This window comes from Noviherbaspirillum humi, from assembly GCF_900188095.1.
In the GTDB taxonomy this organism is placed as follows: domain Bacteria; phylum Pseudomonadota; class Gammaproteobacteria; order Burkholderiales; family Burkholderiaceae_D; genus Noviherbaspirillum; species Noviherbaspirillum humi.
This window is the reverse complement of record NZ_FZOT01000002.1, coordinates 264,806-289,222: the sequence shown is the minus strand read 5'-3', so window position 1 is coordinate 289,222 and position 24,417 is coordinate 264,806. Positions and strand designations below refer to the sequence as shown.

Here is a 24,417-nt window from a genome sequence, read left to right as displayed (position 1 = left end):
ATGATGTTCGATCCGCCCCCCATCCGCGCCCTGGTCGTCGACGACGATCCCCTCATCCTGAGGCTCATCAGCTTCTTCCTCAAATCCAAAGGCTATGCGGTGTTCGAAGCCAGCGACGGCCATGACGCGCTGCGCCTCCTGGAAGCCGAAGACATCAACCTCGTCATCACCGACTGGGTCATGCCCGGCATGGACGGCCTGGCGCTGTGCCAGGCGGTGCGCAGCAAGCCGCGCGATGCCTATGTCTACCTGATGATGCTCACGTCGCGCGGCAACGCCGGTTCGCTGGTGGAAGCGATGGAAGCCGGCGTGGACGATTTCCTGGTGAAGCCGTTCAGCCCGCCCGAGCTCGGCGCCCGGCTGCATGCGGCGCTGCGGGTGCTGGCGCTGGAGGCCGGACTGGAGAGCCGCAACCGCAAGCTCGCCGAAGCCTACAACCAGTTGAGCCGCGAGCTCGACATCGCCCGCAAGATGCTGCTCGGATTGCTGCCCGACCCAAGCAGCATCGGGCCGGTGAGCTTCAACTGGTTCTTCAAGGCATCGAGCTATGTCGGCGGCGACAGCTTCGACTATTTTCCGATCGACGGCCGCTATACCTGCTTCTACGTGGTCGATGTCGCCGGCCATGGCGTCTCCGCCGCCATGCTGGCTTTCAACACCCGCAACCAGATCCGCTCCGCCGTCGGCCAGATCGCCGCGCTGCTGACGCAGCCGGGCAGCGACATCGGCGCGGTGGCGGCGGCCAGCGTCACCGAATTCAACCGCCGCTTCATGCAGATGAATGAAACCAGCCTCTACTTCACCATCATCTTCGGCATCCTCGATGCGGAAAGCGGCCGGGTGGCGCTGGTGCAGGCCGGGCATCCCGCACCGCTGTATTTCCATCCCGGCCGCCGGAGCATGGAACCGATAGGGGAGGGCGGCTTGCCGATCGGCTTTCTCGACGAGGTGGAGTACGAAGCCAATGTGCTGCAGCTGGAGCCCGGGTCGCGGCTGTATCTGTATTCCGATGGCGTCACCGAATGCGCCAATGGCGCCGGCGAGCTGTTCGGCCGGGAGCGCATGGAAGAGGTGCTGCGCGAATGCGGCGCCGCGCCGCTCGACCATGCGGCGCAGTCGCTGGAACGGGCGCTGCAGCAATGGCGCGGCAGCGCCGAGGCTTACGACGACGATGTCACTTTCCTGGCGCTGGCGTATTAGCGCCCTGGCGGGCCTCGCCATATGGAGCACGGCCGCCGGTTCGTGGACCCTGACGCACGAGGAAGACTTTTCCCGCGCAAGCGGCTTCGACACCCGTTTCTGGTGCGTCGAGACCGGCATGCATCGCAACCAGGAACGGCAGTACTACACCGACCAGAATTTCCGGGTCGAGCAGGGCGCGCTGCGCATCGAGGCGCGGCGCGAGCGCATGCCCAATCCTGCCCGGCGCCCCGGCGCGCGCGACTGGGCGCAGTCACAGCGCGAGGCGGCCTATACCTCCGGCAGCCTGGTGTCCTGCCAGCCGTTGCGCTTTGCCCGCATCGAGGTCAGGGCGCGCATCCCGGCGGGCCTTGGCGTATGGCCGGCGATCTGGCTGCTCGGCATCGCGCCCGGCCAGTACGGCGAGATCGACTTCATGGAGCATGTCGGCAAGCATCCCGATACCATGTTTGCCACCATTCACTACGGCAGCCGGGCGGCGCGGCGCAAGCAGCGCTCCACGTGGCGCATCCTGCCCGGCCTTGCCGGGCAGTGGCACAGCTATCAGCTCGAGTGGACGCCCGACCGCATTGCCGTTGCAATCGACGGCCAGCCGCTGCTGGTGATGAATCCGGATGATGCCCGCGCCGGCGATGCCGATCCGCTGCGCCAGCCCATGCAGCTGCGCATCAACCTGGCGCTGGGCGGCACATGGGCAGGACCGATCGATGAGGCGGCTCTGCCGGCCCGATTCGACATCGCCTCCATTCGCATCTGGGGGTGGGATGGAAAGGCGTCGGCACCCGAGCCCTTCGCCGCGGCGGGGTCGCCCGGAATCGCGCCGTTGCCACGGGCCCAGGCAGCCGCAGCCGTCGAGGTGGAAACCCCATCGATGCTGCGGCGCTCTCCTGGCGGCATGGCCGTCGGCGCATCCGATGCCGAAACCGTCGTGCCGAACGAGATGCCGGCAGCGGCGCCGGAACAGGGTTCAGGGGATGCGCCGCCGGTTTTCCGCTGGTCGCGCTGACGGACCCGGAATGCCTTGCGCACCAGACCATCCGATCATCAGAGCCAGATCATGCCGCGGGCGGATTGCCGGATCGGCGGGCTTCGATGCGGTCCATTGTCCAGTAGAATCGTCACGCCCGGCGGGCAGCTCGCCGATATCCAGGAGAACCAGCGGATGACCTCGCGCCGCGCCATCGCAGCCCTGTTTTGCGCCGTCCTGGCGACGGCCGGCGCACGCGCGTGGGGCGCCGGCATCGAGGATGAACGGCCCCAGCAGGAGCGCGGCGAAGTGTGGAAGGGCATCATGAGCTCCTTCGATCTGCCTTTCGGCGACCTGCTGAAGGAAAGCGCGGACGCCACGCCGGAGCATCCCCTGAGCGTGAGCGTCGGCCTCGACTATCCCTTGCAGTCGAATGTGTCGGCCCAGTCCGGCCTGCAATCCCAGGGAGCGAACACGCTGACCTCGCCGACGGCGGTGGTGAATCTGCGCTACAACCCGCTGTCCTACTGGTTCTTCAACTTCACCGCCCGCCGCTACTTCCTCCCGGATCGACAGCAGCCATGGAACCCGGACTTCACCTATGCCTTCGGCTACGACGATTGGCATCCGTACACCCTGAGCCTGATCTACGGCAATTATGGCGGCAACCGCTTTTCGCCCGATTACGGCCGCGGCGAGGCGCGCACCCGCTTCAACCAGGGAACCTTGTCCTACGCCTTCAAGTTCCCGATGCCCAAGCTGCTCGAGCCGCTGTTCCTGATCGACGAGAAGGATCAGGTCAATTGCAGCGTCGGCGCCAACGTCACGCCGCGCTATACCGACCTGAAGACGCTCTCGCTCAAGGCTTACAAAAAATCCCTCGCGCTCGGCTGCCGCTACACCACCCCGGAGAACTGGTACGCCAACATCACGCTGTTTTACTTCCCGAACCGGGAACAGCAGCAGCCCTGGGACCCGGACTTCACCTACGGCTTCGGTTACTTCGACTGGCATCCCGGCACCATTTCGGTCCAGTACAACAACTACTCCGGCAACCGCTTCCCGGGACGGGAAACGGCGCCGGGGCAGGGCGGCTTCCGCAACGGCAGCATTTCGATCACCTGGTCCATCCCATGGTAAAGAACATGCCGGCCGTCTCCCCCATCGTTCGCAACGGAAAGGAAATCCATGTCAATGATCGACCTTAGCAAGGAAGGCGAAGTGGCTGTCGCCAGGCTGCAGATGAAGCGGCTCGACGCCGCCAATGCCCTGGCGTTCAAGGAGGCCATGGTGGAGCGCATTCAGGCAGGCGAGCAGCGGCTGGTGCTCGACATGGAAGGCGTAGACTTCGTCGATTCCAGCGGCTTGGGCGCGCTGGTGTCGGTGCTGAAGGCGCTGGGCGGCAAGGGCGCGGTAGTAATCTGCAACGTCAGGGGCAACGTGCAGAACCTGTTCAAGCTGACCCGCATGGACAAGGTGTTCGCCATCCTGCCGAGCCGGGACGAGGCGGTGCAGAGGGCCAGGGGATGAATGCCGATGCTTCCTCCGGCGCGCCCGGCCATGCGCCGCGCCGCGCCAGCTTTTCCATCGCCGCCAGCCTGGACGACCTCTCGCTCGTCGCCCAGGCGCTGAAGGCCTTCATTTCACGCCGGGTGCCGGCGATCGACCGGGATTCCATCGAACTCGCGGTGGTGGAGGCGGTGACCAACGTTATCAAGCATGGCTATCCGTCCGGAACTGCCGGCGTGGCTGAAATTTCTTACGAAGAGCATGAGCACGGCGTTACGGTTGAAATCCACGACCGCGGCCGGCCGATTCCGGCGTCGGCGCTGGAGCAGGCGGATGGAAGCGTGTTCGGTTTCGATCCGGCCGACACCGCCAGCTTGCCGGAGAGCGGCATGGGCCTGTCGCTCATCAAGGCTTCATTCGATGAAGTCCATTACAAGACCGAAAACGGGTTGAACCGCCTCATTTTGTACAAGAAATGCTGATTTTCAGTTGATTTCAAAAAGCAAACTAGGAATCATTTCGCCTGGACGCTGGTCACAAGCAGGAGTCTGGTTTAGGTTTCCGCACCGAGTCCGCCTGCGCGCGTGCGACGCCGGCAAGAAGAACATATCGTGGAGAGACCCCGTTGGGCTTTTACTTTGAGAAATTCGAATCGCGCCAGCCACCCGAACCCGTTCCCTATTCCCCCACGATAGAGCTGATCTGGCAGTTCCTCGTGGTGGTCGCCTTGATTCTCGGCGCCAATTACATACGCTGGCGCTGGATGGAATCCCTCAATTACGACGCCCTCTGGTTCTCCATCCCGGTAGCCCTGGCCGAAACCTTCGCTTACATCGGCCTCATCCTCTTCACCATCAACCTCTGGATGACGCGCGACGAGCCGCAGCGGCCGCCGCCGTTCACCGTGGGCGAATGCGGCGACGACCATTCCGAGTCCGACCGGCCGATCTCGGTCGACATCTTCATCACCACCTACAACGAGGAAGAGGAACTGGTGCGCATCTCCATCCGCGATGCGCGCGCGGTGCGCTATCCCCATCCGATCGACATCAACGTGCATGTGCTGGATGACGGCCGCCGTCCGCTGATGCGGCAGGTGGCGGAAGAAGAGGGCGCCAACTACATCACCCGCAGCAACAACATCGGCTTCAAGGCCGGCAACCTGCGCAACGCGATGGAGCAGACCAGCGGCGACTTCATCGTGATCTGCGATGCCGACACCCGGCTGCTGCCGACCATCCTGGAAGACACGCTCGGCTATTTCCGTGACAAGGACATGGCCTGGGTGCAGACCCCGCAATGGTTCTACGACATTCCGGAGGGCGTGCCGCTGCCGCGCTATCTGGAAGCGCGCCTGGGCCGGCCGGGACGCTGGCTGGGCCGTCTGGTGGAGCGGGTCGCCGGCAAGGTGAACATCGGCGAGGATCCCTTCGTCAACGACCCGAAGATGTTCTACGACGTGATCCTGCGCCGCCGTAACTGGGCCAATGCCGCCTTCTGCTGCGGCGCGGCGTCCATCCATCGGCGCGAGGCGGTGATGCAGGCGGCGCTGCGCGCCTTCGCCGTGACCATCGACCGCGAGGTGGAACAGTACGCCAGGCAGGTCAAGCATCCGGAGCTGCGCGAGAACCTGAGCGAGGCGATGCGCACCCAGGCCGTGCTGGACACCGAACTTACGCCTTACAAGTTCCACGTCTCGGAAGACATTTACACCTCCATAGTGCTGCACAGCGATCCGGGCCGGCGCTGGCGCTCGGTGCTGCATCCGAAGGTGGAGTCGAAGATGCTGTCGCCGCAGGACCTGCTGACCTGGATGATCCAGCGCTTCAAGTATGCCGGCGGCACGCTCGACATCTGCTTCCGCGACAACCCGCTGTTCCGCGGCCGCATGACGCTGGCGCAGCGGCTGATGTACCTCACCACCTTCTGGTCCTACCTCGGCTGCATCTGGAACTTCGTGTTCCTGGTGGCGCCCATCATCTACCTGTTCACCGGTGTGCCGCCGCTGAAGGCCTACGCCATGCCGTTCTACCTGCATGTCATCCCGTTCATCATCATGAATGAACTGGCCTTCATGTTCGGCACCTGGGGCATACGCTCCTGGGAAGGGAAGGCTTCCTATCTCTCCTTTTTCTCGATCAACTTCCGCGCGCTGTGGACCGTGCTCAAGGGCGAGAAGATCAAGTTCCACGTCACGCCCAAGGACAGGCAGGAAGGCAATTTCCTCGGTCTCGTCGTGCCGCAGATCGCCATCGTGGCCCTGACCGCGGTCGGCCTGCTGTATGCCGCCTATCAGGTCTTCATCCTCGGCCACCAGGAAAAGCTGCAGAGCCTGGTGGTGAATGCCGCCTGGGGATTGAACAACATCATTTCCATGCTGCCGATGATACGCGCGGCGCTGTGGCAGCCGCCGGACGAGGCGGACGTGGGCAAGGACACCGCCGGCGCCGCCGCGCCGGCTTCAACATGACATGATCGGATGAAGGAAAAGCTATCCATGAACAAGCATGCGCGGGGCGGGCAATGAGCGGCAATCTCGTCAAGGCCAGGAGTTCCATCATCTTCATCCTGGCGGTGATCCTGTCCTGCTGGGCGGTGTGGGAGATCGAGCAGCACAGCAGCATGTCGCTCGCGGCCGCGCAGCCGGCCGGGATTCAGCGCAGCGCCGACCTGCCGGCGGCAAAGCCGGTGCGGCCGCTGAACGACCAGGAGCGGCAATGGGCACAGGCGGCCTGGAAATATTTCGAAGCCAATACCCATCCCGACACCGGGCTGGCGAACTCGGTCGCCGGCTACCCGGCCGCCACCATGTGGGATACCGCTTCCTATCTGCTCGGCCTGATCTCCGCCCGTCGCCTCGACCTGGTCGGACAGCAGGAGTTCGACCGGCGCATGGCGCGGGCGCTGGAATCGCTCGGGCGCCTGCCGCTGTTCGACAATGCGCTGCCCAACAAGTCCTACAGCACCGCCGACCTGGCGATGGTGGACTACACCGGCAAGCCGACGGAAAAGGGCATCGGCTGGTCGGCGATCGACCTCGGCCGCCTGCTGGTGCCGCTCAATGCGGTGGTCTGGCAGTACCCGCGGCATGCGGCGGCCGCGAGCAGGGTGCTGGCGCGCTGGGATACCAGCCGGCTGGCGCGCGACGGCGAGCTGTTCGGCGCCCTCGTCGAGCCGGAAGGCAATGTCGGCGTAGTCCAGGAAGGCCGGCTCGGCTATGAGCAGTATGCGGCCCATACCTTCGCGCTGATGGGACTGGATGTCGCCCGCGCCGCCGATCCGCGCCAGCATCTGGCCTATGCCGACGTGTTCGGCGTGCAGATTCCTTACGACAGCCGCGATCCGAAGAAGCTCGGCGCGCATCAGTTCGTGGTGAGCGAACCCTACATGCTGGATGGCCTGGAATTCGGCTGGGACAGTCATTTGCGGGAGTTCGCGTGGCGCGTTTTCCGCGCCCAGCAGGAACGCTTCCGGCGCACCGGCGTCCTGACCGCCGTCAGCGAGGACCATGTGGACCAGGCGCCATACTTCGTCTACAACACCGTGTTCAGCGACGGCAAGGCCTGGAACACCGTCACCGAAAAGGGCGAGCCGGTGCCCAAGCTCAGGACCGTGAGCGTGAAGGCGGCCTTCGCCTGGCATGCGCTGTACGGCAATGAGTACACCGCGCGGCTGGTGGAGTCGCTGGCCGACCTGCAGGATCCGGACAAGGGCTGGTACGCCGGCCGCTACGAGGAAACCGGCCAGCCCAACAAGTCGGTGAATGCGAACACCAATGGCATCGTGCTGGAGAGTCTGGCCTACATCGCCACCGGCAAGCTGCTCGGGCGCGCGGCGGCTGCAGACGGCAAATAGCGCCTGGCCGCGGGTCATGCGAGGGAAGGAAATTCAAACAATCATGAAGAGCTGTATCAGAAACCTGCTGGCGGTCCTGCTGCTGGCGCTCGCCGGGGCAGGCGCCTGGGCATCCTGCGTGAGCGGCGATCTGCCGGCGCGGCGCTATCCCCAGCGCTCCGGCCCGCTCACCGAGCAGGAGACGGCCATGGCGCGCACGGCCTGGAAATACTTCGAAAACAACTACCATCCGGAGTCGGGCCTGGTGAATGCGGTGGATGGCTATCCTTCCACCACCATGTGGGACACCGCCTCCTACCTCGGTGCCCTGGTGGCGGCGCGCGAACTGAACCTGATCACGCCGCAGCAGGCGGACGAGCGGTTGTCGCTCATCCTCAGGACCTTCAACCGCATGGCCTTCTTTCGAGACGAGCTGCCCAACAAGGCTTACCACGCCAAGACGGTGGAGAAGGTCGACTACGGCAACAAGCCGGGAGAAATCGGCTTTTCCGCCATCGACCTCGGCCGCCTGCTGATCTGGCTGAAGATCATCAAGGAACGCTATCCCCAGCATGCGGAGGCGGTCGACCGCTTCGTGCTGCGCTGGAATTTCGATCATGTGGTGGACCGCGAAGGCACCATGTTCGGCGCCAACATCGACAAGGAGAAAAAACTGCAATACGTGCAGGAGGGCCGGCTGGGCTACGAAGAGTACTCGGCCAAGGGCTTCGAGCTGTGGGGATTGTCCACCGCCGCGGCGTCCAAGCCGGAGCCCTATGACACGATTCCCATCTTCTGCGTCGAGGTGCCCTACGATACGCGCGATCCGCGCAAGTTCTACCAGCACAATTACGTGGTGTCGGAAAGCTATGTGCTCGACGGCGTCGAGTTCAACTGGGACATGGCGCTGGACCGCGACACCAACGACGGCCGCCACAGCCTGGCCTGGATGGAGAACTTCGCCCACCGCGTCTACCAGGCGCAGGAGAACCGCTACCGGGAGACCGGCATCATCACCGCGCGCTCCGAGCACCAGCTCGACCAGGAGCCGTACTTCGTGTACGACACGGTGTTCACCGACGGCTTCCCCTGGAACACCATCACCGACACCGGCAAGCACATGCCGCAGTACGCCGCCATCTCGCTCAAGGCGGCGCTCGGCATGTGGGTGCTATGGAAATCCGACTACACCGATCTGCTGTTCAACACCATCGCCAAGCAGTTCGATCCGGCCAAGGGGTTTTATGAAGGCATCCTGGAAAGCGGCAAGGGGCCGATCAAGGCCTTCACCGCCAACAACAACGGCATCATGCTCGAAGCCTTGCTGTACAAGGCGCAGGGCAAGCTGCTGAGATGGAGTCCGCAGAAGCAGGGCAAGAGCCTGTGGGAGCGCAGCATCGAGAGCCCCTATGGATCCGGGGCGAGGCTGAAGCAGAACTTCGCCAGCGCGCAGCGCAGCGCCAACGACTGCGCGAACCTGCTGCCGCTGGGGCCGCGCGAGCCTGCCTCGGACAGCGAGAACCGGCCATGCTGACGCCTCGTGATCAACAAAGCGGCGCGACCGTGAAACGCCTGCTGACGGTTTTCGTGCTGGGACTCAGCCTGGCCGCTGCCGGCTGCGGCGTGGTCGCGCGCGGCGTAGCCAACGTCGCCGACCATGCCCGGCATGCCGGCGGCATAGGCCGTGCCGGCAAGCTGACCGATAAGGAAACCGCCTGGGCCAAGGCGGCGTGGCGCTACTTCGAGGCCAATACCCATCCGCAGACCGGGCTGACCGGCGGCACCGACCGCGCCCTGACCCTCACCATGTGGCAGCTCGGCGATACCCTGGCCGCGACGGTGGCCGCCTACGAACTCGAGCTGATCGAGCAGCGCGAGTTCGACACCCGCATCGCCAAGATCCTCAACTTCCTCTACAAGATGCCGCTGTCCTATGGCGCGGTGCCGGCCAAGGTGTACAACATCGAGTCCGGCGCCATGGTCAACTTCGGCAACCAGCCGGAGGACATCGGCTGGTCGGCCACCGACATCGGCCGGCTGATGATGTGGATGAAGATCACCGGCGAGCGCTATCCGCGCTTCCGCGAGTATTTCGACAAGGTGGTGTTCCGCTGGAATTTCTGCAAGGTGATCGACGACTGCGGCACGATGTTCGGCGCATCGCGCAGCCAGGGCCAGTCCACCGAATACCAGGAAGGCCGGCTCGGCTACGAGCAGCTCACCAGCGCCGGCTACGCGGTGTGGGGCTTCGATACCAAGCATTCCGCCTCCCTGGAAGGCATGGAAGCCTTCAATATCTTTGGCCGCCGCATTTACTACGATGCGCGCGACCCGCGCCTGACCAAGGCGCAGGCGCCGGTGGCGACCATGCCCTACGCGCTGATGGGCATGGAATTCGGCTGGCGTTATCCGAGCAGGCTCGCCATGAGCGAAGCCGGCGGCATCGATCTGCGTAAGCTCGCCAACGATGTCTACCAGGTGCAGGAAGAACGCTACCGGCGCGAGAACGTGTTCACCGCCCGCACCGACTACCAGATCAAGGAAGCGCCGTATCAGGTGCTGGACTCGGTGTTCGCGGCCGGCTATCCCTTCAACACCATAGGCAACGACGGCAAGGAGTATCCCGATCTGGCGCTGGTGTCGACCAAGGCGGCATTCGCCATGTGGGCGGTATGGCCGACCGGCTATACCGACGAGCTGATCAAGGTGGTGCAGTCGCTCTACGATCCGGAACGCGGCTGGTACGAAGGGCGGCTGGAGAAGAGCGGCGCGATCCAGGAAAACATCACGCTGTCGACCAATGCGGCGGTACTGGAATCGCTGATGTTCAAGGCCTGGGGCCAGCTTTATCCGGGCGATGCCACGCCCGGTTATTTCCAGGCGCAGCAGCAGGATGCGTTTGCGCCGCCCAACCGGTGCTATCCCATCGAGCGGCCAATCTGCGATGCGAAATTGCCGAATACCCGCCTCGGCAAGCGGCAGACGCTGTCGGGGCAATGAACATGAAGCCGGCGCAGCGTGCATGCGGACCGCAGGATACTGCCGGGAATGTGCTCACATCATCCAGTCGGAGTTAACCGTTGATCCTGGTCCCGCCGACCGCCTCCGCCAGCCCGGCTCTGCCTGCCGACAGCTGGCGCTATCGCGATACCGGCGGCACGCGCGACCTGCGCATCGATTTTCTGCGCGGCTTCGTGTTCCTGCTGCTGTTCACCGCCCACTTCAACTATTTCTCCTGGTTCGCGCTGATCGGTTGGGAGAGGATAGGGGTGGTTTCCTCCGCCGAGACCTTCATCATCCTGGCCGGCGTGGTGACGGGGGCCGTCTACGGCAAGAAGTTGAAGACCGAAGGCCTCGCCACCTGCACCTGGAAGCTGGTCAGGCGCGCCTGGACCCTGTACCGGATCGCCTTCATCGTCGCCGGGTCCATCGCGCTGCTGCGCCTCGTGCCCGGCCTGGATACCAACGCGCTCACCACCTTCACCGACCCGGTCACCGGCCAGACCTATCCGCTCTATCCCGACCTTCATGAGCGGCCCATCGTCACTTTCTTCTACGTGTTCTTCATGAAGGCGGGACCGCACCAGTTCCAGATCGTCGGCCTGTACGTGGTGCTGTTCCTGCTTACGCCGCTCATTTTCTGGGCCATCGACCGCGGCCATGTGCGCCTGCTCATGCTCGCCAGCTGGTTGGCCTACCTGGTCAACTATCTCGCGCCGGAAGCCACGCCGGGCACCGCCGCCATCCGACTCACCTGGGCCGAGTTCGAGTACGCCTTTCCTTCACTCGCCTGGCAGCTGCTGTTCGTGCATGGCGTGCTGGCCGGCTACTACAAGAAGCAGCTGCTGGCCTTCTTCCGCACCGGTACCGGGATCTTCCTGGTCTGGCTTTGCGTGCTGCTTTCCGGTCTGATGATCGTTTTCTCGCTGAACCACCCGCTGCCGCAGCTGCCCGACTGGGCGGTGATCGAAGTCATTCCGGCCCAAACCTTCGGCTGGTGGTACAGGCATTTCTTCCTCAAGTACCAGCTCGGCCCGGGCCGGGTGCTGAACAATGTGGTACTGCTGATCGCGCTCTACGCGCTGCTGACGGTGGCATGGAAGCCGCTGGACCGACTGCTCGGTTGGCTCTTCATCCCCCTCGGCCAGGAATCGATGTACGTGTTCTTCATGCATATCTACCTGATTCTCCTGGTCGAGAACACGCCGCTGCCCGGCATGCACAGCATCGCAGTGAACACGGCCATCCATGCCGGCGCGCTCTTACTCATCTGGCTCATGATCCGTACGCGGTTCCTGTTCCGCTGGATACCGCATTAACCAGGCAGAATCTCAGCACGCTGTCTTATTTCTACAAAGAAATGCAGCCACCTCTTTACTGAATTGATTTCTGTGTGGCAACATTGTTGCTTATAAACACTGCTCTCCTGTCATCTTGGCAGAGGCAAGTGGCAGCACAGCAAAGGAATCAAGATGGTGAAGTGTCGAAAACTGGCTGCCGTATTGGCAGCCGCCGCTTGCCTCGCAAGCCAGGGCGCCCGTGCCCAGACCAATCAGGTCTTCTACGATAGTTTCGACACCAAGGGCGGCCTCGGCAGCGCCTGGCAGATCAGCAGCTGGGTCAACGGCCATCCCTTCGGCTGCACGTTTTCCAGCCAGGATGTCAGCAAGAGCAAGGGCATGCTCAGCCTCAGCTTCAGCGGCAGTTCGGGCAAATGCGCCGAGGTCCGCACCGCCAAGGCTTGGCAGTACGGTTCCTTCATCGTCAATATGCAGCCGGCCAATGTCGGTGGCACCATCAGCTCCTTCTTCCTGTACACCGGCACCGCCGGCACGGCCAGCCATTTCGAGATCGACATCGAATTCATGGGCGGCACCAGCACGCTGCACACCAATTACTGGGTAGCAGGCCAGCAGAATCCCTTGGACATCGACCTGGCTCAGTACGGCATCAATCCCTACGGCGGCATGCGCAATTACAGCATCGAATGGCGGCCGGACAGCATCGCCTGGTTCGCCTACTCCGATGCCGGCCAGTGGGTGGAATTGCGCCGGGTCGCCACTGGCGCCGTTGCGGTGCCGATGCAATTGATGATGAATGCCTGGTACGGCGACAACCAGGATTGGGCAGTCTATTTTCCGGGTTACTACAACGGCGAGGCGGGTGTCGCCAAGTATGGCTCGGTCTGGATCGGCAAGTAAGCAGCGCGCGCCAGCCCAAGCGCCATGAGAAGTGTGCCTGGGCCGGAACCGCTCCGGCCGACGACGGTCAAGGCAGCATGCCTTGTTCAATGAGAAGAAGCGCCGCGGCGAATCGCGTTTCCGCACGGTCGATCCGCAGGATGGCCGTGCTTGCCTCATTTCCATTAGTGGCGTTGCTGCTGGCGGCTTGCGCAACGCCTGAAGCACGGCAGGCAGCGCCGGCCCTTGCCTGCGCCGATCTTGCCGGCAGCGTGGTGAGGCCGCAGCAGATCGGCCTGCCGACCGGCGGCGCCACGGTTCTGTCCGCCGAGGCCATCCGGGATGAAAGCGATGCCCGCCGCTTGAGCGATTACTGCCGGGTCACCGCCAGCATCCGGGCACTGGAGAGCGACACGCCCGAGATCCGCTTTCAGCTCAATCTGCCGCTTCAGTGGAACGGCAAGGCGGTGCAGATGGGCGGCTCCGCCTACAACGGCGCTGTGGTGACCGGCACCGGGCCCATTCCCTTCGCCTCGTTGACCGCACCGCTGTCCCAAGGCTATGCCACCTACGGCTCCGATTCCGGCCATGCCGGTGCTGGCGATGATGCGCGCTTCGCGCTGAACGACGCGGCCCTCGCCAATTTCGGCCATGCCCACATCAAGAAGGCGCATGACGCGGCGCTGGCGCTGATCCGGCTGCATTATGGCCGCGCTCCCCGCCGCTCGTATTTCGCCGGCGCGTCGACCGGCGGACGGGAAGCCATGACGGCGGCGCAGCGCTGGCCGCAGGACTACGACGGCGTGCTGGCCATTGCGCCGGCCATCAACTTCGTCGGCGTGCGGCTGCATGGCATTCGCGTCGGGCAGGCGGCCTATGTGGAAGGCGGCTTCATTCCAAGGGAAAAGCAGGCGCTCATTCGCGCCCGGGCGCTCGCCTCGTGCGATGCGGACGACGGCATCGCCGACGGCATCATCGGCGATGTTCGGGCCTGCCGGGCCAAGGCGCCGGAAATTTTCGCGGCACTGCGCTGCCCGGGCGGCAGGGATGGCGCGGCGAGCGCCTGCCTGTCCGATGCCCAGCTGCGCGTGGTGCGCGCGCTTGCCGATGATCTGCTGCTGCGCTATCCGCTGGCGGCCGGCGTGGACCGCCACCCGGGGTACAACATTCTTCAAGGCGCGGACTTCTCCGGCAGCCTGGGCCTCGGCACGTCACCGCGCCTGACGCAGCCGCCAAACGTGTTCAGCAACGGCTATCTGTTCGCCCAGGGCGATGCCTTCTTCCGTCATTTCGTCGCCCGCGATCCGGCGCGTTCGTCGCTCGCCTTCGACCCGCGCGAGGGTGGTGGCTTCCGGCAGCGGCTGAGGGGGCTGTCGAACGAAGTCGGCGCGGCCAACCCCGATCTTTCCCGCTTCCGGGAACGCGGCGGCAAGCTGCTGCTGATGCATGGCTTGGCGGACGAGGTGATCAGCCCGAACGCCACCATCGCCTACTACGAAGGCCAGGTGCTGCGCTGGGGCAGGGAAGAAGCAAATGCCTTCATCCGCCTGCTGACGGTGCCCGGTTTCGGCCACGGCGGGGGTGCCTTCGTGCCGGCCTGGGAGGCGCTCGATGCGCTGGACACCTGGGTGGAACGTGGCAGCCTGCCTGCCACCATGACGGGCGTCGACCTGAACGCCGCGACGCGAGGCAGGGCGCGGCCCTTGTGTCCCTATCCGCAATGGCCGCGGTACCAGGGCGGGGATGCGGCCGCAGCCGGCAGCTTCCGCTGCGTCGGCTGAGGCAGACCGGATAGGTCGGTCAGCGTGCCGGAGCGGTATTGCCCGAGTTGCCGTTAGCAGCCGTGCCGCTGGTGCCGCTCGTACCGCTGGAGGCGTTCGCATTGTTCTGCGCCGCCGTGTTTTCAGCCTTTTCCTTCTTGTTGGCGCGGTGACGTCCCACCGCGCAGCCGGCCGCCGCACCCAGCACGCCATGATTGCCGGCCACATGGCCGGCCACGCCGCCGACCGCAGCACCCTTGAGGCATCCCTTGCCTTCCGCCGTGCCAGTCATGGCGAACAGGGACAGCAGCAGGGAGGCGGTGAAAGCGAATTTTTTCATGATGCTCCTCGTGATGAAATGATGGTTCATGTGCATTGGAGGGCAAATCATGCAATTGATTCAATGCGGGTCTCTGAAGCACGTTGTGCGGCAGGGTGGCATTTGTCCAGCGGTGGCGTAGACTGGATTGAAACGGCATGCGCCGGATTGGCTGGCGATGAGGATGCGATGACGCGATTCTGGCTTACCCTGGCAATCCCGGGGGCATTGTGCGGCTGCGTGGCGGTGCCGGTGGACGGCTATACCGCCTATCAGGCGGTGCCGATGAGCTATCCCACTTATTATCCGGCGCTGCAGACGCCGTCCATTCCGCCATCCGGCACAGCGGCAGGCGCCGCGCAAGCCACGCCGCCATCCACAGGAACGGCAGCGCCCGTTCCCGCTCCGGTCTACGTCATGCCGGCACCGGTCTATACGGTGCCCGCGCCGGTCTATGTCGGGCCGCCGATGTACTTCAACTTCGGCTACGGCAGCCGCCACGGCGCACGATTCGGCTTCGGCTTCGGCTGGTGAGCGGCGCGGTCCAGGGGGTCAGCCTTCCAGCTTCCGGTCCTCGCTCTTGGCTTGCTGCATCGCTTCCGGCTCCAGTTCTTCCGCCGCGCGGTTGAGCTGGATGAACCAGCCCCAGCAAGCCAGCAGCACCGCGGCGCCGATCAGCGTCGATGCCGCATGCGGAAGATGGGCGATGTTCTCGTGCAGCGCCTTGACGGTCGCCACCAGTCCCTCGATGGCAATGGCCACCACGACGACCACCATGAAGCGCGACAGATAGCGGCGTACCCGCGTCGGCGCGCTGATATGGGCATCGCGCACCACTTCCTCCTCAACAATGGTCTGGGCGATCTGCAGCGCCATGACCGCGATCGCCATCAGGCCGATGGCTTCGATGATGTCCTGCGCCGCATTGGGCGTGAGCCCGTCGCTTAGCGCCGACCATGCTGTCATCACGGCGATCGCGACCAGCAGCAGGGCAACGGCGACGAAGAAAACGGCCGCCAATCCGTACAAGCCGGAAAACATCCGGATCAGGTGTTTCATGTGGGCTCCCGCGGCGTACGCATCATGATGTCGTTTTACCATTTTCCCTGCGCCGTCCCGTTGACGGGCGCCATGGTTGGGCTTGCCGGTCATCGCCTTCCATCGCATCCATAAGAAGAATCGATTTATCAGGCACATTGTGGTGATGTAGTTTGTCTAAATGGTTCGACAGGTTTTTTGCTTTCCGTGAGAGAACTAAAGTTGAATGTCGAAAACTAAGCTCCCTTTGGGGGGAATATGAGCCAGAACAAACCTGATGAATCTGACCACGCCGCCGTCTTTTCCCAATTCATGAAAAGAGTGGCTTCGGGTACGCATCCAGACCAGGCGCGGCGCTATGGGGAGCTGGATGCCCTCGTCGCTTCCGGATGGGGCAACAAGACGATTGTGGAAATCACTGAGGAATTGCTGCGTCAGGTGCGCACGCGACCGAATGCATGACGCAGCCTGAAGTCGGATGGCCGCGAGGCCGTTTTCCCTTCGCCTGCGCCCTTCGGGCAAGGAAAACCGGGAAGGCAAAGAAAAATCCCCGCGGCTCGCGCTGGCGGGGATTTCGTTTTGGCCGCTGCGGCCTAAAGGCCTGAAGCTATTTCGCGATGATGCGTCCGACGCGGAACTTCATTCGCCGGTCGCCGAGCAGGGCGCGCAATTCGGCCATGCTGATGCCGGTGGCTTCATGCATCCACATCAGCATGGATGCGCCAACCGGCATGGTGCCAAGGCGCATGCTGTTGATGACATTCTTGGCAACCTTGAGTTTCTTGGAAAGCCCGGTATCGCTGCCGACCTTGAGGCGCTCAATGAGCGCGTCCAGCAATCGATTCGGATTGTAGGTGGATGTGACTTGTTCTAGCTGCTCCATACAGGACCTCATCAATCGTTACGGTGTATTGACACCTTGACAAGGACCAGGTTCCCTAGATTGGTGCAGCTGAACGGCTCGACCGAGCGCGGAGAACGCGTGGGGAGCGGCCGTTCAGGCCATTCCCCTACATGCGGGGAAACAGCATTCGGGAAAATCGGCCGAGCATCATTCTCAGCTTTTCCATCGCCGAGCCTGAACTTCCCCCGGATTTGCGGCGCACGCGCTTGCGCACCGCATGGCGGCCCTGCGTCCGCTGTTCAGCGCCCATGCCGCTCGACCCATGGAAGAAGGGCTTGCCGCTTCCGCGCTGCGAGAAAGCGCCGGTGCCAGCTTCCGTGCGGGCGATCCACGCATCGTGCTCCTGGCGCTTCACCGGATCGGACAATACCTCGTAAGCGCTGTTGATGATCTGGATGATGCGTATCGCTTCCGCGTTGCCGGGATTGCGGTCCGGGTGATACTTCTGGGATAGGGTCTTGTAAGCCGCGCGAATGACTTCCGGTGGGGCGTCGCGCGCCACCTTGAGATTGTCGTAATGCGTATGCACTTGGGCCATTGAGACTATCCACGAAAATTGCCGAAGCCCTCGCCTATGGGTATCCCTATGGCGGCGAAACCGGCGAGGGCGCTATTTTCTTCATTAACAGGACCTGATTGTAAAGACATTACGCAGCCGGTTTCTGTGAGTAATCAAGAAGCCGTGCAAATCGATTCCTCCAGGCATGGTGCCGCCTCATCAAGAAAACCGGCCTACTGCGAGGACTGGCGGGATGACAAGCGGGCGCGGTTGATCGCTTCCATTGCTTCGTCATTTGCCCATAGTTCTTGATAGCCCTTTTGGTAGCAGGTCATGGCGATATCCATCAACGAGTAGAGCTCATCTTCGCTGAGCCGATCGGAGATGGCGACCAGCTGCCTCGAAAACTGGGACAAAAGCACTTCCCAAGATGCATTCCCCTTGAGTTTGCACTTGATGATCAGATCATGCATTTCCCGGTCAGTCATAGAATTTCCTCTTGGCAAAGATGGATAGGCAAGCGAAAGCCGAAATAGTTCTCCAGAGACATAGGATTTTTTCCTGGAAGATAGAAATCGACTTGCGCTTTCCCGTCTCGGCCTTAGTCACCGGCGAAGACATAAATGAAACCCGTTCCTGCCATGCGCCCTGCATCGCCGCTTCGTCAAAACCTTTCACTCGTTTCTGGGCAGGGCTCTTCCGGAATTGGACAGCGAATTCCGCCATTCGTCACTGCGCAGGCGCGTCAACCCAATACATCACGGGCATGGCTGCGATAAATCTTTAATGCAGGCTGGATTGTTCACTCGATGCCTTGCCGGCCATTACAAAAACGAGTCGGCTTTTCCCGTTTGCCATCGCGGGAAGCCAACCAACTTCCTTGCTTGAACCAGTACAGGCGAGCGCAGAATATAAATTCATTGAACTGAAGAAATTTCTTGCGGTCTATGTCAGCCGGTATCCGAAATATGAACGTGTTAAAGCCATCGTCACGCAAAGGCTTGCGACCTCTTACCTTCTTCAGATGAAAACCAAGATATTCGCTCTCAATAAAATCCTGGCTGGCGCAAGCTGCGTACTGATACTTGCCGCGTGTGGCGGAGGCGGCTCATCGGCAAACCAGAATCCATCGAGCGTCAATGCCGGCGCCCCACGGGTAAGCACCGGGACCGACACCCCCGCTTTCTCCGCCGCGCCCATCGCCAGCGAAACCCCGCCGGCGGGCGCCACCATCAACCTGTCGGGGATAAACTTGATGCCCGCCGCCTACGGCGACAGCTGGCTCTATGATCAGGCCGACGCAGGCGGCGGCGTCATTGGCAGCGGAAACCGGCTGGTGACTTCCCTTGCCACGACGGCAGAGGGCGAGCAAGGCGCACTTCTCGAAATCGATAACCAGAATCCGGGAGACAGCAGCGTCTTCGTGCGCAAGGCAGATGGACTCTATATCGACTACACCAGCGATGCCTCCATTCCGCCAGCGGCGGCTCAGCAGATCGGGCTGATTCGGGAATATGCATTCCCCGCTTACGCCGTCGATGAAACCCGTACGGTAATCCGGCAGGGGACCTGGGACCAGGATGTGGATGGAGACGGACGCAGCGAGAGTTTTCGCATCGAATATGCGCAGGTCTTCCGCGGCTTTGAAAACCTGGCGCTGCCGTGGGGTACCGCCAGCGTGGCGCATTTCTCGAATACCTATCGCTTCTACCTCATCGTTTCCGGCACGGGGGAAAAGCGGGGCGTGGTGAATTCGGAAGAAGCTTATTTCGCCCCTGACCTCGGGCCGGTGAAATATGTGCGGCATGCCGAGGACGCGGCCGGCAACAGCATCCAGGCGCTGCGCACCTGGAACATCAAGTCGCTGCAGGTAGGCGGAAGAGTACTGCCCTGAGCCCTGGGCTTATTCTGATTCGGAAATCGGGGGCGCAAAAAAAAGCCCGCAAACTTGCGTTTGCGGGTTAAGCCATCCAAGGAGGAAGAGATTTACTGCGCTTTCACTATATTAAGCCTATGCCTTGGATGCCATATGACCTATTTCCTGTTTGAATCCGAAGTCGGGAAATGACGGGATTGAGGGAAGGTTTTGAAGAAAACCGAAGACCCGCGGGGAATTGACGCAGCTCAACTTCGCCAACTCCCGGATTGATATTCTGCATCTTCCTTCAGCATACAGGGTGGTCGGCATGGACAGCTATCAACAGGCACTTGAACTCAATCAGGCTTTCATCGACGCCGTCATGGAGTTCTGGACGATCGCCGCTTTTCCCGCCCTTTACCTCGCCAAGGGCTTGTAGCAGGCTTCCAGCCGAGTTGATTGCGGCTGGCCTGCGAACGCCAGGCATGAAGGCGCGGTATGGGAAAAATCACGCTTGCGGCGCTGGCGATTCTCCTATCCGCCTGCACTTCCGCCAGCATCAAGCCGCGCGGCGAACCGCTGCCGGTGTCCGCTTTTCCGCCTGCGCAGCATCGCGGGGCAGCACTACCTTCGGCGCCACCCGCGGCATCTCGGCTGATCGTCGACGGGCAGCCGGTTCTTCCCCCCGGTCCCGGTCAGCAGACAGCGCCGCCGGCCTCCCTGCCCGCAGTACCTGCCGCGCCGTCGCCGCCCGCGCCGGTGAACACCGGCATCTGCGACGCTTCGGGATGCTGGAGCACATCGGGCCAGCGCTACGAAGGCGGTACGGGCAATGTGCTCCTCGGTCCTGGCGGACGCAGCTGCCACTTGCTGAACGGTGTAATGCAGTGCTTCTAGCGTGAGGAAACCGGATGCGGATTGGGCACCGGTTCCTTGTCTGGCGTCGGTCCCTGATCGGGTATCGGATCGTCGTCCGGACTCGGTTCGGAAGGCGGGCGATGCTGATTGGCTGGTTTCATGGCTGGGTATCGGTGATACGCCGGTGATCGAGGAGGCCGGCGGGCATCCTCGATGTCAATCGACCTGGCGTGATGGGACAGGGCGGGCCAGGCGCAATGGCCGCTGCGGCGCTGCCAGCAGGTGCCGGAGAAAGCGCTCGCATGTGCCCGCTGCAGTTCTTCCCAGTCCCTGCTTGGCCGGCATGGCACCTGCCTGAATGGAGACGCCGCCACGCCGCAATTCTGCAGCGCATGAGGCAGGCAGCGCATACTGCCTGCGGATAGGCCGGCCCGTGCCGCCTCAGGCGTGCGCTTGCGCTGCCTTGGGCTTGAACTGCTTATCGCTGATGCGGAATTTGTTGCGGCGGTCGCCCATCAGTTCGCGCAGGTCCTTGATGCTGAGATCGGACACTTCATGCATGCGGATCAGCAGCGAAGCGCCGACCGGCAGGCGGCGATGACGGATCTTGCTGATCAGGGGCGGCGCCACTTCGAGCGCGCGCGACAACGCGGCATCGTTCTTCAGATTGAGCTTCTGGATGAGGGACTCCAGCAAGTGGTTCGGATCATACTGGAGCTGCTCGTTCGATTTCGAAGTTTCCATGTCTGCTCCTCGGTGGTGTGAAGCCATTTGCGTTCGTCGTATTGTGACCAAGACAATATATAGATTTTTGATAATTCTCATTGAACCCCGCACGTTTTTGCGGTGAATGCTGCGGATTTGATTTGATTAAAAAATAGGCAGCAGCGAGACAAGGAGAAAATCATGCTGCGTGAAAACGCGGCAACCGGCAAAGAGGAGGGGACATGCCGAACGCTTTGCCGGGCAAGGCGATCGGCGAGTGCAGGCAAGAGAGCGGACAGGAAGGCGAGCCGCCGGAGCGGGATCCTGAACGGCGGCGTGCGCCGCGGTTCAGCAGAATCAACGCATTGATGTAATCGATGCAGTCAGTTGAAGCTGGAGGCGAACAGCACGAGAGGCGACCCGGAAGCGCCCGCCACCACCATGCGCCGCGCCACCGATTGAATCCGGTCTTCGAAGGCGCGGTAGGTATCGAGCAGGTCCTCCTCGCTGCTGCCGGTACGCCGCAGACGCGTCAAAGCATTGCGGGACACCAGGCATTCGCGCTCGCGAAAGCCGACTTCCACGGTGAAGAGCACGCCTTCTTCGGTGGCCTTAGGTGCGGTAGCGACTCTCATTTCATCCCCCATGTAACGATTGTCCATCAGGAAAACCAACATGCTTGATGGTAATGAGGGCTTTCACCGCCTCCTTGACTGCAGTCAACCCGTAACGGGGTGAGGGCTTGAGGCAGATCGATGGAAGCAGCAGGGCAGGACAAGCTCAAGGCATGCCGGGCGCCTTGAAGAGGGTGAGCTCCCACAGGCCGGAGCCGCTATCGAGTCGCAGAATGTAGAGCGCATCGTCGCTGCCCCGCACCTTGAAGTAGGCATGGTCCGGCGCACGCCAGCGATCGATGATGGAAACGACGTCGATCTGCCTTCCACCCAGCTGGAAGCTGGCGGGATCCGGATCGCCATGCAATCCGGGACGGGATTCGACAACGAGCTGCATGCATCAGCCTGGTTGAGTCGCGGCGACTGCATGCGCCGCCGCGATGCGGTTGCTTCAGTCGACCTTCGCGCCGGAAGCCTTGACGACGGCGGCGTACTTCTTGAGTTCGGACTGAATCAATGCACCGAACTGCCCGGGCGTGGTCGGTGCCGGTTCGGCAGCAAGGCGGGCCATTCGTTCCTTCACGTCGGGCGCATGCAGCGCATGGACGATTTCCGCATTGAGCCGATTGACGATCGCTTCCGGCGTCTTCGCTGGCGCCAGCACGCCGAACCAGGTCGAGATGTCGAAGCCCGCCAACCCTTTGTCCTCGGCCGCCTCGGCGATGGTCGGCAGTTCCGGCATCAGGCTGGAGCGCTTTGCCGTCGTCACCGCCAGTGCCTTCAATTTGCCGGCGCGGATGTTCTGCGATGCCGAAGCCATGTTGTCGAACATGAGGTCGGTCTGGCCGGCCAGCAGGCCGAGCTGGGCCGGGGCCGCGCCGTTGTAAGGGATATGCAGCATGCTCGCCTTGGCCGACATCTTGAACAGTTCGCCGGCGAGGTGGCCGGCGCTGCCATTGCCTCCGGATGCATAGTTGAGGCGGCCGGGATGCGCGCGGGCATAGGTCACCAGTTGCTTCACCGAGCCGATGCCGAGCCGGGCTGCGGTATCCGGGTTCAGCACCAGGACGTTGGGCACGGTGGCGACCAGCGACACCGGTGCGAAGTCCTTGACCGGATCGTAGGGAAGCTTCGGATACAGCCAGGGATTGATCGCGTGGGTGGCGACCGCGCCCATGACGATGGTATAGCCGTCCGGCGCCGACTTCGCCACCAGATCGGCGCCGATGTTGCCGCCCGCGCCCGGCTTGTTTTCAACGACGACGACCTGGCCCAAGCCATCCTTCATCTTGTCGGCCAGCATGCGCGCCACCGCGTCGAGCGGGCCGCCCGGCGGATAGGGCACGACGAAGCGGATGGGCTTGGAAGGATACGCATCCGCGCGGGCGGGAAGGGCGGCAATGATCCCGGCGAGGGCGGGAATGGAAATCAGCAGCAGCCGTCGGAACGATTTTTTCATTGAGAAATTGACGCGGTAAACGGACAATGGCCAGAAAACGGAAATGCAGTGTAATGGATTACTAGGAGCCAAGCATGTACCTCAACCATCCCGCCATCACCGCCACCAACAGCAGCACCGAGCCGGACCGTCTCGAGCGGTTGAACCGGGTATATGGCTACGCCGTCGGCCTCGCCGATGCCGCCGGCAATGGCGGCTTCCTCGGCAAGATCCGCCACATCCATGACCACAAGGGACGCCTGCTGGTGGCCTGGTACGAGCAGCCTTCGGAAGAGGAAAAAGCTTATTTCCTGCGCGCGTGGCAGAGCAAGGTGGGCGACGAAAGCGCGGAGGTCGAGCATTCGATCGAGCCGGTTTGAGCCTTGCCGGCCGGTTGCAACCACGGATGCGCGGGGCTGGCAATCACCACGAGGCCGGCCGGCGATGCCGGATCGAGGTTGAATGATGCGCGTCAATATTTGGCCAACTTGGCGCATCGACGGTAGGCATGGAAAGGCTTTGTTCCTATACTTCGCTCAAGCCGTCCGGAGACCCGCCACGACCCGCTGTGGCGCCGTCCCGCCGGTTCGGCAACGGTCAAGTTTTCCTATTGGTGGCCAATCATGGACGATGCAACCCCGATTGACAGTGGCGCTCTCCAGGGCACTCAACTTCCGGACGTGATGAAGGCAACAGCCAGCCTGAAGCCGAAAGGCGCCTGCTGGTATTGCAATCAGCCGCTCGACAGCGTCAAGCGCTTCTGCAACAAGACCTGCGCCATGGACTACCTGACCGAAGAGGAAGTCTTCCGCGACCAGTCGAGCTGAATCGATCGCACCCGGTGCCGCAACCTGATCGGCACGAGGTACGCCGCGCTGCTGTTGCCGGAATTGCAATCCAACCTTTTCAAACGGCGCTGTCGTCAGCGTCTGCCATCCGGCGCCGAACGCGAATCAATCCTTCTCCTTGCGCAGTCGCGGTTTCACCGGAAGGCCTTCCCAGCGCTTTTACAAATCCTTACATCTCCTGCGTCACCGACTTTTTTGTTTCCTGCGTTTAATCGATATCATGTCGTCGATTTCGCATGCACAGGAGAGTTCATGAACAAGCGCATTCCCACTTCCGCGGCCCTGATGGCTATGCTTTTCACCGCCGCCGGCGTACAGGCCGCCGATTTCGAAGAATACGGCCGGGTCGTCGCCGTGGCGCCGCAAACCGAGCAATACAATCAGCCGCAGCAGGAGTGCCGCACCGAATACGTTCAGGTACAGCAGCCCCAACCGCAGCAGCGCGGCATGGGCGGCTCCATCCTCGGCGGGGTGGCAGGCGGCATCCTCGGCAATCAGGTCGGCGGCGGCAATGGCCGCACGGTGGCGACCGCGGTGGGCGCCATTGCCGGCGCGATCGCCGGCGACCGGGTCGAGAACAATGGCGCTTATGCAGCCGCGCCCAATACCGTCTACGAGCAGCCGGTGCAGCGCTGCCGCATGGTGGATCACTGGCAGACCCGCACCAACGGCTATGCCGTCACCTATGAATACCAGGGCCGCACCCATACCAGCGTGCTTCCCTACCACCCGGGCGAACGCATCCGCCTGCGCGTGTCGGTCGTTCCGCAGTTGTGATTGACGCGGAGAACCGGGCGCATGCCCGTGTTCTCCCGTGCTTTTCCGCCGTGCCTGGGCAGCCATGGCAGGGCGCGCCAATCGCCTTGCCCTCGGGCCGCTTGAACCT

29 protein-coding genes and 1 pseudogene are annotated in these 24,417 nt (G+C 62.8%); 20 read left to right on the top strand and 10 right to left on the bottom strand.

Going from position 1 to position 24,417, the window contains the following annotated elements; genetic code table 11:
- From CHB88_RS04705 to CHB88_RS04650, 12 genes are all read left to right on the top strand, one after another.
- Positions 1-1,200 carry a PP2C family protein-serine/threonine phosphatase gene (locus CHB88_RS04705; RefSeq protein WP_089398138.1) on the top strand — a complete coding sequence of 400 codons (1,200 nt, stop codon included), beginning with the start codon at positions 1-3 and terminating at the stop codon, positions 1,198-1,200.
- A complete protein-coding gene (locus CHB88_RS04700) occupies positions 1,172-2,206 on the top strand; it encodes a glycoside hydrolase family 16 protein (protein WP_176442312.1) in 1,035 nt (344 codons plus the stop codon). Before CHB88_RS04705 ends, CHB88_RS04700 begins: the two co-directional genes overlap by 29 nt.
- 96 nt (positions 2,207-2,302) lie before the next feature.
- Positions 2,303-3,307, top strand: a complete 1,005-nt coding sequence (locus CHB88_RS04695; protein WP_143131121.1) for a hypothetical protein — start codon at positions 2,303-2,305, stop codon at positions 3,305-3,307.
- A gap of 48 nt (positions 3,308-3,355) precedes the next feature.
- A complete protein-coding gene (locus CHB88_RS04690; RefSeq protein WP_217900129.1) occupies positions 3,356-3,697 on the top strand; it encodes an STAS domain-containing protein in 342 nt (113 codons plus the stop codon).
- The gene (locus CHB88_RS04685) at positions 3,694-4,158 is read left to right on the top strand and encodes an ATP-binding protein (protein ID WP_089398134.1); all 465 of its coding nucleotides are present in this window, start codon (positions 3,694-3,696) and stop codon (positions 4,156-4,158) included. Before CHB88_RS04690 ends, CHB88_RS04685 begins: the two co-directional genes overlap by 4 nt.
- 143 nt (positions 4,159-4,301) lie before the next feature.
- The gene (locus CHB88_RS04680; RefSeq protein ID WP_089398133.1) at positions 4,302-6,146 is read left to right on the top strand and encodes a glycosyltransferase family 2 protein; all 1,845 of its coding nucleotides are present in this window, start codon (positions 4,302-4,304) and stop codon (positions 6,144-6,146) included.
- Between the two features lie 53 nt (positions 6,147-6,199).
- Positions 6,200-7,531, top strand: a complete 1,332-nt coding sequence (locus tag CHB88_RS04675) for a DUF3131 domain-containing protein (protein WP_089398132.1) — start codon at positions 6,200-6,202, stop codon at positions 7,529-7,531.
- 43 nt (positions 7,532-7,574) lie between these two features.
- On the top strand, positions 7,575-9,044 hold the full coding sequence (locus CHB88_RS04670; protein WP_089398131.1) for a DUF3131 domain-containing protein: 1,470 nt from the start codon (positions 7,575-7,577) through the stop codon (positions 9,042-9,044).
- Positions 9,045-9,073: 29 nt separating this feature from the next.
- Positions 9,074-10,510 (top strand): DUF3131 domain-containing protein, encoded by a 1,437-nt coding sequence (locus CHB88_RS04665; RefSeq protein WP_176442311.1) that lies wholly within the window; start codon positions 9,074-9,076, stop codon positions 10,508-10,510.
- A gap of 80 nt (positions 10,511-10,590) precedes the next feature.
- Positions 10,591-11,829 (top strand): OpgC domain-containing protein, encoded by a 1,239-nt coding sequence (opgC, locus tag CHB88_RS04660; protein ID WP_089398129.1) that lies wholly within the window; start codon positions 10,591-10,593, stop codon positions 11,827-11,829.
- A 153-nt stretch (positions 11,830-11,982) separates the two neighbouring features.
- Positions 11,983-12,711 carry a family 16 glycosylhydrolase gene (locus tag CHB88_RS04655; RefSeq protein ID WP_089398128.1) on the top strand — a complete coding sequence of 243 codons (729 nt, stop codon included), beginning with the start codon at positions 11,983-11,985 and terminating at the stop codon, positions 12,709-12,711.
- Between the two features lie 140 nt (positions 12,712-12,851).
- Positions 12,852-14,471 carry a tannase/feruloyl esterase family alpha/beta hydrolase gene (locus CHB88_RS04650; RefSeq protein WP_089398127.1) on the top strand — a complete coding sequence of 540 codons (1,620 nt, stop codon included), beginning with the start codon at positions 12,852-12,854 and terminating at the stop codon, positions 14,469-14,471.
- Positions 14,472-14,490: 19 nt separating this feature from the next.
- On the opposite strand, the gene CHB88_RS04645 is transcribed toward CHB88_RS04650, so the two are convergent.
- Positions 14,491-14,742: a hypothetical protein gene (locus CHB88_RS04645; RefSeq protein ID WP_425436070.1), complete on the bottom strand. Its 252-nt coding sequence runs from the start codon at positions 14,740-14,742 to the stop codon at positions 14,491-14,493.
- Between the two features lie 216 nt (positions 14,743-14,958).
- Between CHB88_RS04645 and CHB88_RS25030 the strand changes: the two genes are divergently transcribed.
- Positions 14,959-15,303, top strand: a complete 345-nt coding sequence (locus tag CHB88_RS25030) for a hypothetical protein (RefSeq protein ID WP_176442310.1) — start codon at positions 14,959-14,961, stop codon at positions 15,301-15,303.
- A gap of 18 nt (positions 15,304-15,321) precedes the next feature.
- On the opposite strand, the gene CHB88_RS04635 is transcribed toward CHB88_RS25030, so the two are convergent.
- The gene (locus tag CHB88_RS04635; protein WP_089398125.1) at positions 15,322-15,828 is read right to left on the bottom strand and encodes a hypothetical protein; all 507 of its coding nucleotides are present in this window, start codon (positions 15,826-15,828) and stop codon (positions 15,322-15,324) included.
- Positions 15,829-16,065: 237 nt separating this feature from the next.
- Here CHB88_RS04635 and CHB88_RS04630 point away from each other — a divergent pair, with 237 nt between their 5' ends.
- The gene (locus CHB88_RS04630) at positions 16,066-16,269 is read left to right on the top strand and encodes a hypothetical protein (RefSeq protein ID WP_089398124.1); all 204 of its coding nucleotides are present in this window, start codon (positions 16,066-16,068) and stop codon (positions 16,267-16,269) included.
- Between the two features lie 145 nt (positions 16,270-16,414).
- Here the strand turns inward: CHB88_RS04630 and CHB88_RS04625 are convergent, their stop codons facing one another.
- From CHB88_RS04625 to CHB88_RS04610, 4 genes and pseudogenes are all read right to left on the bottom strand, one after another.
- Positions 16,415-16,690: a hypothetical protein gene (locus CHB88_RS04625; RefSeq protein ID WP_089398123.1), complete on the bottom strand. Its 276-nt coding sequence runs from the start codon at positions 16,688-16,690 to the stop codon at positions 16,415-16,417.
- A 334-nt stretch (positions 16,691-17,024) separates the two neighbouring features.
- Positions 17,025-17,249, bottom strand: a pseudogene (locus CHB88_RS25490) (J domain-containing protein); the annotation flags it as partial.
- A gap of 194 nt (positions 17,250-17,443) precedes the next feature.
- Positions 17,444-17,698, bottom strand: a complete 255-nt coding sequence (locus tag CHB88_RS04615; protein ID WP_089398121.1) for a hypothetical protein — start codon at positions 17,696-17,698, stop codon at positions 17,444-17,446.
- A complete protein-coding gene (locus tag CHB88_RS04610) occupies positions 17,691-17,936 on the bottom strand; it encodes a hypothetical protein (protein WP_089398120.1) in 246 nt (81 codons plus the stop codon). Before CHB88_RS04610 ends, CHB88_RS04615 begins: the two co-directional genes overlap by 8 nt.
- Positions 17,937-18,090: 154 nt before the next feature.
- Here CHB88_RS04610 and CHB88_RS24160 point away from each other — a divergent pair, with 154 nt between their 5' ends.
- Together CHB88_RS24160 and CHB88_RS04595 are read left to right on the top strand one after the other, a co-directional pair.
- Entirely contained in the window at positions 18,091-19,104 is a 1,014-nt protein-coding gene (locus CHB88_RS24160; RefSeq protein ID WP_217900128.1) for a hypothetical protein, read from the top strand.
- Between the two features lie 220 nt (positions 19,105-19,324).
- Complete coding sequence (locus CHB88_RS04595) at positions 19,325-19,507, top strand: hypothetical protein (protein ID WP_089398117.1); 183 nt, start codon at positions 19,325-19,327, stop codon at positions 19,505-19,507.
- A gap of 860 nt (positions 19,508-20,367) precedes the next feature.
- Here CHB88_RS04595 and CHB88_RS04590 read toward each other — a convergent pair.
- Complete coding sequence (locus CHB88_RS04590) at positions 20,368-20,670, bottom strand: hypothetical protein (RefSeq protein WP_089398116.1); 303 nt, start codon at positions 20,668-20,670, stop codon at positions 20,368-20,370.
- Between the two features lie 203 nt (positions 20,671-20,873).
- Here CHB88_RS04590 and CHB88_RS25800 point away from each other — a divergent pair, with 203 nt between their 5' ends.
- Positions 20,874-21,005, top strand: coding sequence for a hypothetical protein (locus tag CHB88_RS25800; RefSeq protein WP_281254978.1), 132 nt, complete (start codon positions 20,874-20,876; stop codon positions 21,003-21,005).
- Between the two features lie 9 nt (positions 21,006-21,014).
- Here CHB88_RS25800 and CHB88_RS04585 read toward each other — a convergent pair whose 3' ends face one another.
- From CHB88_RS04585 to CHB88_RS04575, 3 genes are all read right to left on the bottom strand, one after another.
- Entirely contained in the window at positions 21,015-21,266 is a 252-nt protein-coding gene (locus tag CHB88_RS04585; protein WP_176442308.1) for a DUF1488 family protein, read from the bottom strand.
- A 145-nt stretch (positions 21,267-21,411) separates the two neighbouring features.
- The gene (locus tag CHB88_RS04580; protein ID WP_089398114.1) at positions 21,412-21,642 is read right to left on the bottom strand and encodes a hypothetical protein; all 231 of its coding nucleotides are present in this window, start codon (positions 21,640-21,642) and stop codon (positions 21,412-21,414) included.
- Positions 21,643-21,696: 54 nt separating this feature from the next.
- Positions 21,697-22,704 (bottom strand): Bug family tripartite tricarboxylate transporter substrate binding protein, encoded by a 1,008-nt coding sequence (locus tag CHB88_RS04575; RefSeq protein WP_089398488.1) that lies wholly within the window; start codon positions 22,702-22,704, stop codon positions 21,697-21,699.
- 74 nt (positions 22,705-22,778) lie between these two features.
- Between CHB88_RS04575 and CHB88_RS04570 the strand changes: the two genes are divergently transcribed.
- From CHB88_RS04570 to CHB88_RS04565, 3 genes are all read left to right on the top strand, one after another.
- Complete coding sequence (locus CHB88_RS04570) at positions 22,779-23,063, top strand: hypothetical protein (RefSeq protein WP_089398113.1); 285 nt, start codon at positions 22,779-22,781, stop codon at positions 23,061-23,063.
- A gap of 243 nt (positions 23,064-23,306) precedes the next feature.
- A complete protein-coding gene (locus CHB88_RS24155) occupies positions 23,307-23,510 on the top strand; it encodes a hypothetical protein (RefSeq protein WP_143131119.1) in 204 nt (67 codons plus the stop codon).
- A gap of 273 nt (positions 23,511-23,783) precedes the next feature.
- Positions 23,784-24,308 (top strand): glycine zipper 2TM domain-containing protein, encoded by a 525-nt coding sequence (locus CHB88_RS04565; RefSeq protein ID WP_089398112.1) that lies wholly within the window; start codon positions 23,784-23,786, stop codon positions 24,306-24,308.
- The last annotated feature ends 109 nt before the right edge of the window (positions 24,309-24,417 follow it).

Bases quoted from the DNA above. Each gene is read 5' to 3' on its own strand.
- CHB88_RS25030 (WP_176442310.1), top strand. From the start codon at position 14,959: ATGACGCGATTCTGGCTTACCCTGGCAATCCCGGGGGCATTGTGCGGC.
- CHB88_RS04670 (WP_089398131.1), top strand. From the start codon at position 7,575: ATGAAGAGCTGTATCAGAAACCTGCTGGCGGTCCTGCTGCTGGCGCTC.
- CHB88_RS04585 (WP_176442308.1), bottom strand. From the start codon at position 21,266: ATGAGAGTCGCTACCGCACCTAAGGCCACCGAAGAAGGCGTGCTCTTC.
- CHB88_RS04700 (WP_176442312.1), top strand. From the start codon at position 1,172: ATGTCACTTTCCTGGCGCTGGCGTATTAGCGCCCTGGCGGGCCTCGCC.
- CHB88_RS25800 (WP_281254978.1), top strand. From the start codon at position 20,874: ATGCCGAACGCTTTGCCGGGCAAGGCGATCGGCGAGTGCAGGCAAGAG.
- CHB88_RS04650 (WP_089398127.1), top strand. From the start codon at position 12,852: ATGGCCGTGCTTGCCTCATTTCCATTAGTGGCGTTGCTGCTGGCGGCT.
- CHB88_RS04625 (WP_089398123.1), bottom strand. From the start codon at position 16,690: ATGGAGCAGCTAGAACAAGTCACATCCACCTACAATCCGAATCGATTG.
- CHB88_RS04575 (WP_089398488.1), bottom strand. From the start codon at position 22,704: ATGAAAAAATCGTTCCGACGGCTGCTGCTGATTTCCATTCCCGCCCTC.
- CHB88_RS04655 (WP_089398128.1), top strand. From the start codon at position 11,983: ATGGTGAAGTGTCGAAAACTGGCTGCCGTATTGGCAGCCGCCGCTTGC.
- CHB88_RS04570 (WP_089398113.1), top strand. From the start codon at position 22,779: ATGTACCTCAACCATCCCGCCATCACCGCCACCAACAGCAGCACCGAG.
- CHB88_RS04610 (WP_089398120.1), bottom strand. From the start codon at position 17,936: ATGGCGGAATTCGCTGTCCAATTCCGGAAGAGCCCTGCCCAGAAACGA.
- CHB88_RS04685 (WP_089398134.1), top strand. From the start codon at position 3,694: ATGAATGCCGATGCTTCCTCCGGCGCGCCCGGCCATGCGCCGCGCCGC.
- CHB88_RS04580 (WP_089398114.1), bottom strand. From the start codon at position 21,642: ATGCAGCTCGTTGTCGAATCCCGTCCCGGATTGCATGGCGATCCGGAT.
- CHB88_RS04645 (WP_425436070.1), bottom strand. From the start codon at position 14,742: ATGACTGGCACGGCGGAAGGCAAGGGATGCCTCAAGGGTGCTGCGGTC.
- CHB88_RS04565 (WP_089398112.1), top strand. From the start codon at position 23,784: ATGAACAAGCGCATTCCCACTTCCGCGGCCCTGATGGCTATGCTTTTC.
- CHB88_RS04630 (WP_089398124.1), top strand. From the start codon at position 16,066: ATGAGCCAGAACAAACCTGATGAATCTGACCACGCCGCCGTCTTTTCC.
- CHB88_RS04635 (WP_089398125.1), bottom strand. From the start codon at position 15,828: ATGAAACACCTGATCCGGATGTTTTCCGGCTTGTACGGATTGGCGGCC.
- CHB88_RS04705 (WP_089398138.1), top strand. From the start codon at position 1: ATGATGTTCGATCCGCCCCCCATCCGCGCCCTGGTCGTCGACGACGAT.
- CHB88_RS24155 (WP_143131119.1), top strand. From the start codon at position 23,307: ATGGACGATGCAACCCCGATTGACAGTGGCGCTCTCCAGGGCACTCAA.
- CHB88_RS04690 (WP_217900129.1), top strand. From the start codon at position 3,356: ATGTCAATGATCGACCTTAGCAAGGAAGGCGAAGTGGCTGTCGCCAGG.
- CHB88_RS04590 (WP_089398116.1), bottom strand. From the start codon at position 20,670: ATGGAAACTTCGAAATCGAACGAGCAGCTCCAGTATGATCCGAACCAC.
- CHB88_RS04615 (WP_089398121.1), bottom strand. From the start codon at position 17,698: ATGACTGACCGGGAAATGCATGATCTGATCATCAAGTGCAAACTCAAG.
- CHB88_RS04675 (WP_089398132.1), top strand. From the start codon at position 6,200: ATGAGCGGCAATCTCGTCAAGGCCAGGAGTTCCATCATCTTCATCCTG.